Origin of the sequence: Variovorax sp. Root318D1 (genome assembly GCF_001424835.1) — a bacterium.
Taxonomy (GTDB): Bacteria; Pseudomonadota; Gammaproteobacteria; order Burkholderiales; family Burkholderiaceae_C; genus Variovorax.
Map to the genome: position 1 here is coordinate 54,595 of NZ_LMCQ01000002.1, position 13,592 is coordinate 68,186.

Here is a 13,592-nt window from a genome sequence, read left to right on the forward strand (position 1 = left end):
GCCGCTGTGTCGCGCGATGCCGCGGGCTACTTCGACTCCATCATCTTCTTGAGGTTGCCAAGCCCGCTGCGGTAGAGGTCGGTCACGGCCTTGAGCGCGGCTTCGTCATTCTGGTCAGGCGGAGGATTGTTGTTCGGAAAGGCGCGATAGAAGGCACCGCGCCACTCGACAACGGACTTGCCGCCGTCCGCCACCACCGAGAGGGTGGAGGTGTAGTTGGTGACCGGCAGCGCGCCGCCGTCCTTCGCGCGGTAGCTGTATTTCTTCTGCGCCTCGTCGTAGCTCTCGAGCGTCTCGATCAGCGTTCCGCCGCTCTTGAGCTTGAGGGTCCGAACCGAACCTTCGGTGTTGCCCTTGTCGGAAGGGCTTTCCGCCACCACCGGGTGCCAGTCCTTCAGCGCATTGAAGTTCTTGATCTTGGCCCACACGGCATCGGCCGGCGCCTCGATGGTGACTTTCTCGCTCACCTTCTGGCGCGTGGGGCCGTGGGCCAGGCCGGGAGCCGATGCGGCAAGAAGAACGGATGCGAGAAGGACGGAGAGGGCCCGTCGGCTGGAAGGAAGTGTCGGCATGGAAACGTCCGTGATGAAGAATGAGAAAGGTGGGTCGAAAAATTTCAGTGGTCCATAGGCGCGCCGATGAAGGCGCCGAATCCGCGGCTGTTCTGTCCCGTGGCAATGGTCTTGAGCTTCTGCCCGCTCGCGGCGTCGAGCACCTGCACGTTGTCGTCCATCCAGTTGACGACGTACACGCGGTCACCGTGCGCGGCAATGCCTTCGGGGTACGCGAAGCCGGGGAGGGTGCGCAGCACCTTGAGCGAGGCGGCGTCGATCACGCTGACCGTGTCTTCGTGCTGGTTGGTCACGTAGAGCAGGGCGCCGCCTTGGGCAAGCGCCGCGCCGTAGGGCGCCTTGCCGACCTTCACGGTGCCAATGACGGAGGGCCGGCGGGTGTCGCGCATGTCGACCACCGAGACGTCGTTGCTCTGCACGTTGAGCGCATAGAGCCGGGAGCGCGGGGCGTCGTAGAGCAGCGCGAACGGATGGCTGCCGACCCGCACGCGCGCCATCACCCGCCGCGCACGGGCATCGACCACGGCGACGCTGTCGTCGTCGCGCTCGGCCACGAACACCGTGGTCCCGTCAGGGTGTGCAGCCACACCGGCGGGCGCGCGGCCGACCGCGATCGAGGCCAGGGGTTTTGCGGCATTGGCAGCTTGCGCATCGAACACCAGCAGCCGGCTGCTGTACCAGTCGGCCACGTACAGGCGCTTTCCGTCGGCCGAGATGTCGATGCCGACCGGTCCGTTGCCGGCCGGCAGCGTGTTCACGACCTTCTGCCTGCGCATGTCGATGACGGAGATCGTCTTGCTGTCGGGGTTGGACACGAACACTCGGCCGGCGCAGCTTGACGCCACCACACCCGCAGGCGAGCGCCCGACGGGCACGGTGGCCACCACCTGCTGCGATGCAACATCGATCACCGACACGTCGTGGCTGCCCTGGTTGGTGATGTAGGCGAACGGCGCAGCCCAAGCCGCGGTGCAGCAAAGCAGGACCGCGGCAACCCCGGCGCGCACAGGTGTTGCGGTACCTGTCATGGCCCCGTGCCGGGGGGGCGTTTCAGCGCGCGGTGGGAGGGCCGATGAAGCAGCCATTGTTCACCTTGGCCTGCAGCGCCTTGTAGCGCTTGATGTCGGCCTGCAGCTTTTCCGAATCGCGGATGTAGCCGCCGCGCTCGCCGCCAATGGTGGTGGCCTTGGCCGCGGTGCTCAGGTCCACGTATTCCGAATACTTGATCTCCTTGGCAATGGCATCGACCGCGCAAGAGCACTTGTTCGTCATCTCGAAGCGGCCCGCGTCCGGATGCGCGGCGATGCATTCCTGCACGTACAGCACACGGTCGACGGTAGGAAAGTCATTCGCGCGCTGCGGGGCGCCATGCGCGGCCATCGGCAGGCCGAGAAGGCAAAAAAGGCGGAAGATTTTTTTCATGGCGTTCGCTGGAATTTCGAGGGAGAGAGATGCAGCACTATCGCGCCGGCGCCTTGGCCCCGTCGATGAGGAGCTCCTCGACGACCAGGGGCTGGGCTGCCGCGCTCTCGCCCGGTATGGAGGTGCGAATGCCGTAGACGCCGCCCGGCACCGCGTCGGACAACGTGAAGCGATAGGTCTTGCCCGCGAACTTTTCGTACTTCGGCCGGTTCGGGTCGTCAAGGAAAGGGCTGAACGCGATCTCCTTGCCCTTGACCGTGCGGCCTTGGTAGCGCAGCGACACGTCGCGCACCTCGGCGTCCTGGTAGATCGCCATGCGGATGCGCTTGCGGAAGTGATATTCAGAGCCGCGCGCGAGGCGCTTCATCTCGCGGACGTCGTGCTCCAGAAAATAGAGGATGACGGGGTTGCCCTCGGCGGCCGGCACGTCGGGCACCGCGATCTTGCGGGCGCCGCTCAGGAACACGCCCTTGGCGTCGCAGCAGCTGCCGTCGGCCTTGGCGATCAGAGCCACCGTGACGTTGTCTGCAAAGGCTTCTTCGAGGCTTCCGGTCTTGCCGAACGTGTAGCGCAGCAACATGGGTGCCTGCAGGCCTTGCAGCTGCGGCGTCATGAACAGGAGGCGCTCCGCGGCCGAGAAGTCGCGCTTGTCGGCCTCGGCATGCGGGGCCAGGGGAGCACAGAGCAGGGCGCAGAGCGAAAGACGAAGCGGAAAGGCAATGGCGAGGCGCATGGATGACCTGGTCAGTTGTTGGGTACTCCGAACGATGCATCGACCAGCGGAACGCCGTACTCCTTGAGGATGGCCTGGATCTCGGGAGCTTTGGATTCGATCAGTCCCTCGATCTGCTGCTTCCACTCGCGTTCGCCGTAGCGCACGCCCATGGCCATCTGGTAGTCGAGCCGCAAGCCCTTTTCGGACTTGAGCGGCACCACGACGAGCGCGGGGTCCTTGACGCGCCGGGCAAAGAAACCGGCGATCGGGCCCCAGACCACGACCGCATCGAGCTTGCCTTCGGCCAGGTCCCTTTCGACAATTTCGCCCGGGTATTGCGCGGGGTCGGCGCTCATGAGCTTGTAGGGCACGCCCTGCTCGAGCAGGCCGTGCTTGTTGAGCCATTGCGAAGCCGGTGAGCGGTCGTAGATGCCGATGCGCAGCGACTTGAGCTTGGCAGGATCGAGCTTCAGGAAATCTTCCGCCGAAGCCACCTTGTCCATGCCCTTGCCCTTGGGGAAGACCAGTGCGTAGGTCGAGCGGTAGTAGGGCTTGGTGACCGAGACTTCATCCAGCCCGACCGGCACGCCCATCACGATGTCGCACGGATAGTCTTGTCCCGGCAGCTTGTAGCGCAGCGTGTTGCGAAAGAAAGCCAGCCGCTGCGGAAACGAGTAGTAGACGACCGGCAGTCCCAGCGTCTTGCCGAACAGCTCGGCGATGCGGTTCTCGATGCCTTCTCCCTTGGTATTGGAGAAGGGCATGTTGTTGGGGTCCTGGCAGACGCGAAATTCCTTGCGTGGCGGCGTCAACTGGGCCATGGCCGGGATCAGCGCGCAGCAGCATGCCGCGCCCGCGAGGCCCGCCCGCAGGCGAGCGCCGAGAGAGACGGGCCTGCCAGCGCGCGGCCGGGCGGTCATTTGTTTTCTTCCACGCGTGCGCGTGTGATGGCGCCGTCGGAGCGGCCCTTCAGGTAGGCATAGAGCTGGTTGATGTTTTCCATCACGGCGGGGTTGTTGCCGAAGCTCTGCATGCCCTTGTCGAGCCGTCCGTCACGCACGACCTTGATGAATTCTTCCTTCTTCATGGTCTTCAAGCTGTTGATGAGAGAAGGTCCCACCATGCCTTCCTGGTTGGGTCCGTGGCAGCGGTCGCAGGCTGCGGAGCGCCAGGTTCGGAAACCCTTCATGGTTTCGGGGTCCACCTTGTAGCCCTCGGTCACTTTGTAGGGCGCCGGGTCCGGCGCGGCAACAGCCAGGGTGCAGACCGCGCCTGCAATCAGGAAAAGAGAAGGCAGCAACGCTGACGTACGAAATTTCATGGCTCCAGGGTCTCCGATATTGGGGGGAAATACAAGGGGAGAGCCCTCTCTTGAGTGCGCTCTCCCGGTTCCGCGCTTCGTCTCTCGCGGATTGCGGACTCGTCAGTTCTTCGGCAGCGCAAACACTGTCAGCGAACCACCGAGTTCGGTGTACTGGCTCAGCTCCTTGTAGCCGCCGACGGCGCCCAGGCCTTCGGTGCTCTTCTCGGGGTCGATGCCCGCGGCCATGCCGATGCCGGCCCAGCCGCCAATGCCGGAGAACACGCCGATGTACTGCTTGCCCTTGTGCTCATAGGTGAACACGTTGCCGATGATGCCGGACGGCGTCTTGAACTTGAACAGCTCCTTGTTGATGTCCTTGGCGTCCACGCACTTCAGGTAACCCTCGAGCGTGCCGTAGCAGGAGATGCCGCCGGCGGTGTTCAGCGAACCGCTCCACACCGAGAACTTCTCTGCCTTGGTCTGCACGATCTTGCCGGTGCCCGCATCCCAGGCGATGAAGTTGCCCATGCCGCCATGGCTGCCCGGCGTGGGGTACATCGACAGCGTGGCGCCCACGTACGGCTGGCCCGCGGTGTACTCGACCTTGAACGGCTCGTAGTCCATGCAGACGTGGTTCGTCGGTACGTAGAAGAGCTTGGTGTTGGGGTCGAAGGAGGCGGGTTGCTGGTCCTTGCTGCCGAGCGCCGCGGGGCAGATGCCCTTGGTGTTGACGTCCGCGCCGTTCTGCGCCGTGGAGTACTTGGCAACCACTTGCGGGCGGCCGGTCTTCATGTCGACGTGCGTGGCCCAGTTCACCTTGGGGTCGTACTTCTCGGCCACCAGCAGCGCACCGGTCACGCGGTCCAGCGTGTAGGCAAAGCCGTTGCGGTCGAAGTGCACCAGCGCCTTGGTCGGCTTGCCCTTGACGTTGATGTCCGCCAGGATCATTTCATTGATACCGTCGAAGTCCCATTCGTCGAACGGCGTCATCTGGTAGACCCAGTTGACCTTGCCGGTGTCCACGTCGCGCGAGAAGATGCTCATCGACCACTTGTTGTCACCGGGCCGCTGCGACGGGTTCCAGGTCGACGGGTTTCCGGTGCCGTAGTACACGGCATTGGTCGCCTTGTCGTAGCTGTACCAGCCCCAGGTGGTGCCGCCGCCGATCTTCCACTGGTCGCCCTTCCAGGTCTTCAGCGAAGAGTCCTTGCCCACCGGTGCGAGCTTGCCGTCGGTCCAGGTCATGGACTTGGCCGGGTCCATCAGCATTTCTTCGTCAGGCCCCGTGCTGAAGCCCTTCCAGGCCAGCTTGCCGTCCTTGATGTTGTAAGCGGCCAGGAAACCGCGCACGCCGAATTCGCCACCGCTGATGCCGGTGATGACCTTGTCCTTGAAGACGTGGGGTGCGTTGGTGTTGGTGGCGCCGACCTTCGGATCGCCGTTCTTCACCGTCCATGCGACCTTGCCGGTCTTTGCATCGAGCGCCACCAGCGTGGTGTCGGCCTGTTGCAGGAAGACCTTGCCCTCGGCATAGGCGAGGCCCCGGTTCACGGTGTCGCAGCACATGACGGCAATGACCGACTGGTCCTGCTTGGGCTCGTACTTCCAGAGGATCTTCTGGGTTTCGATGTCGAGTGCGTACACCTTGTTGGGAAACGGGGAATGCAGGTACATCGTTCCGTCGACCACCAGGGGCGAACCCTCGTGGCCGCGCAGTACGCCGGTGGAGAACGTCCACGCGACCTGCATCTTGCCCACGTTGCTCTTGGTGATCTGATTCAACTTGCTGTAGCGCTGGTTGAACATATCGCCCGCTTGCGTGGCCCAGTTCTTGGAGTTGGCGATGTTTTTCTCTACATCGGCATTGGCAAGCGCCAAAGCCGGAAGAGCCAACATCGCGACGCCGATATGCCGTACAAGACGGCCGGCGATCTGCCTGGAAAACTTCATAAATGTCTCCTCACATTTCAGTGGGTTTCGAACACGATCATGGCAGCACCCGCGGATCTTTCGATCGCTTTGGCGAATGCTGCGGTCCGCAACATCCATGCCTGCCAGTTCCAGCACGGAGCACTTCGAAGCCCGATGCGCGCTCCATGCGGGGACACGCGGCTCCACTCGGAAGAGGTGTGCACGAGACCGCGTTCGCGCAGCACGCGGCGGCATGCCGCAATGCGCACCGGACCTAGGGAAATCCCGGGCGTTCGGCGCATCGTCACGCGCTTGCCGGCGCGCATTGCCGCAGGCCTGCAACGTGTGTGCATCCAAATTTGGCGCAAAGTGTCTCGTGCAAAGTACGGGTGTGCGGCGCAGCAAGAGCGCGAAGGCGCTTGCGCGGGCCGATGCGTGGCAACTCGGCACAGTGAAAACCCTCGTCGTCCAGAGGCACAGAATTTGCGGATCGAATGCAAACCGCAAATACCATCGGAGCCCGAACTGCTCGCCCCATCCCACCGGCCTACATGCTGCGAACCATCGACTTAACCAAGCGCTATGGCACGCGCACGGCGCTGCAATCGTTGTCGCTGCATTTGCCCGCAGGCCAGTTCGTGGCGCTGCTCGGGCCCAATGGCGCGGGCAAGTCGACGCTGTTCCAGGTGCTGACCGGCATGTTCGCGGCCGACGAGGGCGAGGTCGAAGTGGCGGGCCATTCGCTGCGCCGCTCCGCCACTGCTGCGCTGCGGCACATCGGCGTGGTGTTCCAGCAGATGTCGCTCGATCTGGACCTGAGCATCCGGCGCAACCTGCTGTTCCAGGCCGACCTGCACGGCCTGCCGCGTCGGCTGGCGCAAGAGCGTATCGCATCGGCCTGCGAGCGCCTGAACATCGATGCCGACCTGGACCGGAAGGTGCGCGAACTGTCAGGCGGCAACCGGCGGAAGGTCGAACTCGCGCGTGCGGGCCTGCACCGGCCGGCCGTGCTCCTGATGGACGAAGCCACCGTCGGTCTCGACCCGAAGTCGCGCCAGGATCTGCTGGCCGCATTGCATGCCGACGTGCGCGAACGCGGCGTGTGCGTGCTGTGGGCTACGCACCGGGTCGAAGAGGCCGAGGGAGCCGACCGCGTGCTCGTGCTGCACAAGGGCTCGCTGCTGGCGGACGGCACGCCGGCGGAGGTGGGCCAGCTGCTCGGCGGCGCCACGCTGGAGGCGGGCTTCATCGCACGCACCGCGTGAAACAAAAAGAATCCGAGTCATAAAAATGGAGACATCGAATGCCGCATGCATCTTTCCCTTCGCTTTCCGGCGCGCACCTTCGCGCAGCCTGCGGACGTAGCGCGCTCGCGCTCGTGCTGGCCGCGGCGGGCGGTACCGCTATGGCGCAGGGCACCGCCTATGTGTCGAGCGAGAAGGACAACGCGCTGACCATGATCGACCTGGCAACGCTGACGGTGAAGGGCACCATTGCAACCTGCAAGCGCGCCCGCCATATCCAGCTGACACCCGAGCGGCAGATCATGGTGGCCTGCACCGACTCCAACCAGGCCGACCTGATCGATCCCGCGAGCGGAAAGTCGGTGCGGCGCATTGCGCTGGGCGACGAGCCCGAGGCCTTCGATCTCTCGCCCGACGGCAAGGTGATCTACGTTTCGAACGAAGACGCGGGCGAAGCCAGCTTCATCGACACGGCCAGCGGCAAGAAGCTGCGCTCCGTGAAGGTGGGCGCGGAGCCCGAGGGCGTCAAGGTGAGCGCTGACGGAAAGACCCTGTACGTAACCTCGGAGGTGGCCAGCCTTGTGCACGTGATCGACACCGCCACCGGCAAGGTCGTGAAGAACATCAAGGCCGGCAAGCGCCCGCGGCGCATGGCGATCACGCCGGATGGAAAAGAGCTGTGGATCACCAACGAGCTGGGAGCCAGCGTCAGCATCGTCTCCACCGCCACGCATGAGGTGATCCACACGCTGAAGTTCGAAGTGAAGGGCGCGCGCGCCGAAGATATCACGCCGGTCGGCATCCAGATGACGAGCGACGGCAAGCGCGCTTTCGTGGGCCTGGGCCGCGCCAACCACGTGGCCTTTGTCGACGTGCCCAGCCGCAAGGTGAGCTCGCTGGTGCTGGTCGGCAAGCGGGCCTGGAACGTCACGCTCGACAAGGCGCAGGCGCGGCTCTATGTGGTCAACGGAATGAGCGACGACGTGACCGTGGTCGACGTGGCAGGCGCCAAGGCCATCAAGAGCGTTCCGGTGGGGCGCGTGCCCTATGGGCTCGTGATCGTCGAATGAGGATGCGCGCGACGGTTTGCCATTTTTTGAGTGCGGCGCTGGTCGCGCTGCTCCTTGCGCCGTTCAGCTCGGGCGCGGCAGTGCTCAAGGCCACCTTGATCACGCCCGCCGACGATGCTCGCCTGGAGCGTAGCCGCATCGAGCGGGCCTACCTCGGCCATCCCAGCGGCCCGCTGGCCGAAGGGGTCGAGGTGGCGCTCGACGAGGCCAGGTTCGAGCTCGACGCGGCCGGTGCCGAGGTGGCGCTGGCGACGGCGCCGGCTGCCTCGCTCGATGCGGCCCGCGCCGCGGCCGTGGCGGCCGAGAAGGCCGGTGCGGCGGTGCTTTTGACCGATCTTCCCGCCGACTGGACGCTGGCCGTGGCCGATGCCGTGAAACTGCCGGTGCTGAACCTCAGCGACGCATCCGACCGTCTGCGCCAGAAGGACTGCCGGGCCCGCCTGTTCCATCTGATTCCAAGCGAACGCATGCGCAGCGATGCGTTGGCGCAGACGCTGGTGTCACGCAAATGGAGCAAGGTGCTCCTGCTGGTGGGCGGCAGTCCGCAGGATGCCGTCCGCGCGGCCACAGTGCAGGCCTCGATCAAGCGCTACGGCTTGCAGGTGGTGGCCAGCAAGCCTTTCAAGCTCTCGGCCGATCCGCGCGAGCGCGACCTGGCCAACCCGCTGCTGCTCACGGCCGGCAACAGCTACGACGCGGTGTGGGTGGTCGACAGCGACGGCGAATTTGCCCGCACGCTGCCGTACCGCACCGTGCTGCCGCGGCCGGTGGTGGGCGACGGCGGGCTGGTGGCGCTGGCCTGGCATGCGCAGTTCGAACGCTACGGCGCGCCGCAGGTGTCGCGGCGTTTTACCAAGGTCGCCAGGCGCTCGATGACCGCGCAGGACTGGGCCGCGTGGATGGCCGGCAAGACCCTGGCGGCAACCGCCATTGGCGCGCCCAAGGGCCCGAATGCAGCGTGGGCCCAGGCCATCGCCAAGGGCACCCTCGACGGCTCCAAGGGCACCAACCTGAGCTTCCGCGTGTGGGACGGCCAGCTGCGCCAGCCCATGCTGCTGAGCGACGGACAGGGTGTGGTCTCGCAGGCCCCGGCCGAAGGCATGCTGCATCCGCGCGACGTGCTCGACACGCTGGGCGCCGACGCACCGGAGAAGCTATGTCCGATCGCACGCTGAAGACGGCAAAGACGCCCGCGAGCGAAAACGCCGAGCTTGTGGCGCGGCGGGGCGTGGCGCACGCGCTGCAGGCCATGCGCGCCATCATGCTGCGCGAGCTCTACAAGTTCTCGCAGCAGACCGGGCGGCTGGTGTCGGCGCTGGTACGGCCGCTGTTGTGGCTGGCGGTGTTCGCGGCCGGCTTTCGCAATGTGTTCGGGGTGGCGATCGTGGAGCCCTACGACACCTACGTTCCCTATGACGTGTACATCGTGCCGGGGCTGGTCGGCATGGTGCTGCTGTTCAACGGCATGCAGTCGTCGCTGGCCATGGTGTACGACCGCGAGATGGGGCTGATGCGCCTCCTGCTGACGGCGCCGCTGCCGCGTCCCTGGCTGCTGTTCTCCAAGCTGTGCGCCACCGCGCTGCTGTCGGTGCTGCAGGCGCTGGCCTTCGTGATCGTGGCGGCGCTCATCGGCACCGAGCTGCCGCTGCTGTCGCTGTCCGGCCTGCATGCGCTGGTGGCGCTGGCCGCCGGCGCGCTCATGCTGGGCGCGCTCGGGCTGCTGCTGTCGGTGCACATCAAGCAGCTGGAAAACTTTGCGGGCACGATGAACTTCGTCATCTTTCCGATGTACTTCTTGTCGACCGCGCTCTATCCGCTGTGGAAGCTGCAGGAGTCCGGGGCCGAGTGGGTGTACCAGCTGGCGCGCTTCAATCCCTTCACCTATGCCGTGGAGTGGATCCGCTTTGCGCTATACGGCAAGGATCCGGGCCTTGCGCCCTACGTGGTGCTCGGCTGCCTGGCGGTTTTCTTCGGCCTCGCGTGCTGGGGCTACGACCCGCAGCGCGGCTTCGGCGGCCTGACCAAGCGCGGCGGAGGCGGGCCATGAGCGGGCAGGGCGCCTCCACCCGTCGCCGCTGGCTGCGCAATGCGGGCGCGCTGGCGCTGGGCGCATTGCCGCTGGCACGCGCCGTGGCCTCGACGGAGCCCTTTCCTTCCCGTGCGGTGACGCTCTGGGTGCCCTGGCCCGCGGGCGGCGCCACCGACATCTCGCTGCGGATCCTGGCGGAGCTGGCCTCGGTTGCGCTGGGGCAGCCGGTGCTCACCGAGAACCGCGGCGGCGCTGGCGGCACGCTGGCCATGCCGGTGCTGCAGCAGGCGCGGCCCGATGGCTACACCATCGCCCAGATGCCGCAGACGGTGTTCCGCGCGCCGCACACGCAAAAGGTGCTGTGGGATCCGATTCGCGACGTGACGCCGATCATCCAGGTGTCCAGCGTCACCTTCGGCATGCTGGTTGCGGCGGGCAGCCCCGTGCGTTCGCTCGAAGACCTGTTTGCATTCGCGCGTGCGCGGCCCGGCGAGCTGACCATTGCCACCAACGGCATCGGCACCACGCCGCACATGGTGCTGGAGGCGCTGTTCACAGCGCGCGGCCTGCGCTACATCCACGTGCCCTACAAGGGAACCGCCGAGCAGCTGAACGCGATTGCGGGCGGGCAGGTGATGGCCGGCGTCAATTCCACCGGCTTCGGGCCCGCGGTCGACTCGGGCACGCTCCGGTTGCTGGCAATCTTTTCGGGCGAACGCTCGAAGCGCTGGCCGCAGGTGCCCGTGCTGCGCGAGCTCGGCTTCGACATCGTGGCCAAGTCGCCCTTCGGCCTGGCCGGGCCGCGCGGCGTGCCGCCGGCCGTGGTGAAGGTGCTGCACGACGTATTCAAGAAAGCCATGTTCGACCAGCGCTTCAAGGACGAACTGGCCAAGTACGACCAGGAGGTCGATTACCTCGGGCCGGAAGCGTACGCGCAGTCGTGCCGCGAAATCTTCGCGCAGGAGCGCGCCATGGTGGAGAAGCTGGGCCTTACGCGCTCCGGCACCTGAGGAGGGGAACCCGTGATCCGATCGAACCAGACGACGAACCGCCGCCTGATCGGCCTTGCCGTGGCCGCCGCGGCCTGTCCGATGCCGGGACAAGCGCAGGAAACCGCGCCTCAGGTAGGCAGCCTGCCGACCGTGGAGGCGGTCAGCACCACCCCCGTGCCGGGCATCGAGGTGCCGAAGGACCAGATTCCGTCCAACGTGCAGACCGCCGACGACCTGCATCTGCGCCGCGCGCAGAGCCTGAACCTGCCCGACTTCATGGCCACGCAGATGCCGAGCGTGAACGTGAACGAGATCCAGGGCAACCCGTACCAGGTCGACGTGAACTACCGCGGCTTCAGCGCGAGCCCGGTGCTCGGCACGCCGCAGGGCCTGTCGGTGTACCAGGACGGCGTGCGCATCAACGAGCCCTTCGGCGACGTGGTGAACTGGGACCTGATTCCGAAGGCGGCCATCTCGAGCATCACGCTGCTGCCGGGCTCCAATCCGCTGTTCGGCCTGAACACGCTCGGCGGCACCCTGTCGCTGCAGACCAAGCGGGGCGACACGCACCCCGGCACCGAGCTGGAGCTGCAGGCCGGCTCGTTCGGCCGCGTGAGCACCGAGCTCACGCACGGCCGCAAGCTGGCCGAAGGCGGGCATCTGTTTCTGGCACTCGGCGGGCTCAACGAAGACGGCTGGCGCAATTACTCGCCCTCGCGCGTTCGCCAGCTCTTTGCCAAGGTGGGGCAAGACAGCGGCAAGCTCTCCTGGGACCTGAGCTTTACCCATGGCGACAACCGGCTGGTGGGCAACGGCCTGTTGCCCGAGTCCATGCTGATGCAAGACCGCAAACAGGTCTATACGCGGCCCGACCGAACCGGCAACCGCATGTCGATGCTCACGCTCAATGGCAGCTACCGCTTGAGCGACCAGCAGACGATTTCGATGACCGCATACACGCGGCGCTCGCGGTACAGCACGCTCAACGGTGACCTCAACGACGATTTCGATCCGGCCGAGAGCGGAAATTCGGGCGTCGAGAACCGCACTTACACGCGGCAGCACGGCGAAGGCGTCGCACTGCAATCGACCTATACGGCGGGCATGCATCAGCTCACCTTCGGCGCCTCGGTGGATCGCGCGCGTACCCACTTCTTGCAGACGGAAGCTGAAGGTTTGCTGGATTCCACCCGCGCCGTGGTGCCGCAGGAAGAAGCCGAGGTGGATGCGCTGCTTGCAGGCAAGAGCCGCACCGCAAGCATCTATTTTTCCGACCTGGTAACGCTGCGGCCGGACCTGCAACTGAGCCTTTCGGGCCGCTACAACGACACCCGCGTGACCACCCGCGACGACGGGCGCGCCTTGCTCGGGCTCTCAACCCAGCTCGACGGTGAAGGCCGCTACAAGAAGTTCAATCCCGCCATCGGCCTCACATGGCAGGCCACGCCGCAGCTCACGGCCTATGCCGGCTGGAGCCAGGGCAACCGCGCACCGAGCCCGATCGAACTCGGCTGCTCCGATCCGGCAAACGCCTGCGTGCTGCCCAATGCGCTGCAGGCCGATCCGCCGCTCAAGCAGGTGGTGTCGCAGACCTTCGAAACCGGGCTGCGCGGACGCTTTGCGCAGGACCTGCGTTGGAATGCATCGGTGTTCCGCACGGTCAACAAGGACGATCTGCTGTTTATCAGCAGCGGGCTCTCGCGCGGCTATTTCAGCAACTTCGGCCGCACCCTGCGCCAGGGGGTGGAACTCGGCCTCTCGCAGCAGACCGAGCGCGTCGACTGGTCTCTGTCGTACAGCTACCTGCGCGCGAGATACGACTCCCCGGCCTGCCTGGTGGCCGAAGCGAACAGCAGTGCCGAGACCAGCGCCTCCTGCACCGGCGAAGGAGAAATCGCGGTTCGGCGCGGCGATCGGCTGCCGGGCTTGCCGGCGCATGCGCTCAAGTTCAACGTCGACTGGCGCGTGACGCCCGGCTGGACCTTGGGCGCGCAATACCGCGCCTACTCGCGGCAGACGGTGCGCGGCAATGAGAACGGCTTGCACGCACCCGATGGGGATCTTTTCAGCGGCAGCGGCCGCATCGGTGGCTATGCGCTGCTGGACCTCACCACACGCTGGAAGCTGGGCCGCAACGTGGAGCTTTTTGCCAAGGTGGCGAACGTGTTCAATCGCCGCTATGCCAGCGCCGGCCAGTTGGGCCGCAACGGGTTCGACGCCAGCGGCGCGGTGCTTGCGCCGGATGCATGGCGTAACGCGCAGTTCGTGGCGCCGGGCGCCCCGCGCGCGGTGTGGGTTGGCGTGCGCGTGCAGCTCGGGGTCTGAGGCCGCGCA

The 13,592-nt window shown here is 65.9% G+C and carries 13 protein-coding genes; 6 read left to right on the forward strand and 7 right to left on the reverse strand.

Annotated elements, in window-relative coordinates; genetic code table 11:
• Positions 1-26: 26 nt before the first annotated feature.
• The 7 genes from ASC78_RS02875 to ASC78_RS02905 form a co-directional block, all read right to left on the reverse strand.
• On the reverse strand, positions 27-572 hold the full coding sequence (locus ASC78_RS02875; protein ID WP_055796098.1) for an SRPBCC family protein: 546 nt from the start codon (positions 570-572) through the stop codon (positions 27-29).
• A gap of 44 nt (positions 573-616) precedes the next feature.
• Positions 617-1,600, reverse strand: a complete 984-nt coding sequence (locus ASC78_RS02880) for a YVTN family beta-propeller repeat protein (protein WP_055796101.1) — start codon at positions 1,598-1,600, stop codon at positions 617-619.
• 22 nt (positions 1,601-1,622) lie between these two features.
• Positions 1,623-1,994 (reverse strand): hypothetical protein, encoded by a 372-nt coding sequence (locus ASC78_RS02885; RefSeq protein ID WP_235504972.1) that lies wholly within the window; start codon positions 1,992-1,994, stop codon positions 1,623-1,625.
• Positions 1,995-2,031: 37 nt separating this feature from the next.
• Positions 2,032-2,727, reverse strand: a complete 696-nt coding sequence (locus tag ASC78_RS02890) for a hypothetical protein (RefSeq protein ID WP_055796104.1) — start codon at positions 2,725-2,727, stop codon at positions 2,032-2,034.
• 11 nt (positions 2,728-2,738) lie between these two features.
• Positions 2,739-3,629, reverse strand: coding sequence for a substrate-binding domain-containing protein (locus ASC78_RS02895; RefSeq protein ID WP_055796107.1), 891 nt, complete (start codon positions 3,627-3,629; stop codon positions 2,739-2,741).
• The gene (locus ASC78_RS02900; protein WP_055796109.1) at positions 3,626-4,030 is read right to left on the reverse strand and encodes a c-type cytochrome; all 405 of its coding nucleotides are present in this window, start codon (positions 4,028-4,030) and stop codon (positions 3,626-3,628) included. The genes ASC78_RS02895 and ASC78_RS02900 overlap by 4 nt, the downstream gene beginning before the upstream one ends.
• Before the next feature lie 102 nt (positions 4,031-4,132).
• A complete protein-coding gene (locus tag ASC78_RS02905; RefSeq protein ID WP_443082702.1) occupies positions 4,133-5,908 on the reverse strand; it encodes a methanol/ethanol family PQQ-dependent dehydrogenase in 1,776 nt (591 codons plus the stop codon).
• 566 nt (positions 5,909-6,474) lie between these two features.
• Between ASC78_RS02905 and ASC78_RS02915 the strand changes: the two genes are divergently transcribed.
• The 6 genes from ASC78_RS02915 (at position 6,475) to ASC78_RS02940 (ending at position 13,583) form a co-directional block, all read left to right on the forward strand.
• Positions 6,475-7,188, forward strand: coding sequence for an ABC transporter ATP-binding protein (locus tag ASC78_RS02915; RefSeq protein WP_055796119.1), 714 nt, complete (start codon positions 6,475-6,477; stop codon positions 7,186-7,188).
• 140 nt (positions 7,189-7,328) lie between these two features.
• The gene (locus tag ASC78_RS02920) at positions 7,329-8,237 is read left to right on the forward strand and encodes a PQQ-dependent catabolism-associated beta-propeller protein (RefSeq protein ID WP_443082703.1); all 909 of its coding nucleotides are present in this window, start codon (positions 7,329-7,331) and stop codon (positions 8,235-8,237) included.
• Positions 8,234-9,412, forward strand: coding sequence for a hypothetical protein (locus tag ASC78_RS02925; RefSeq protein ID WP_055796126.1), 1,179 nt, complete (start codon positions 8,234-8,236; stop codon positions 9,410-9,412). The genes ASC78_RS02920 and ASC78_RS02925 overlap by 4 nt, the downstream gene beginning before the upstream one ends.
• Positions 9,394-10,284 (forward strand): ABC transporter permease, encoded by an 891-nt coding sequence (locus ASC78_RS02930; protein ID WP_055796129.1) that lies wholly within the window; start codon positions 9,394-9,396, stop codon positions 10,282-10,284. Before ASC78_RS02925 ends, ASC78_RS02930 begins: the two co-directional genes overlap by 19 nt.
• Positions 10,281-11,276, forward strand: a complete 996-nt coding sequence (locus ASC78_RS02935; RefSeq protein ID WP_055796132.1) for a tripartite tricarboxylate transporter substrate binding protein — start codon at positions 10,281-10,283, stop codon at positions 11,274-11,276. Before ASC78_RS02930 ends, ASC78_RS02935 begins: the two co-directional genes overlap by 4 nt.
• Before the next feature lie 12 nt (positions 11,277-11,288).
• Positions 11,289-13,583: a TonB-dependent receptor gene (locus ASC78_RS02940; RefSeq protein WP_055796135.1), complete on the forward strand. Its 2,295-nt coding sequence runs from the start codon at positions 11,289-11,291 to the stop codon at positions 13,581-13,583.
• The last annotated feature ends 9 nt before the right edge of the window (positions 13,584-13,592 follow it).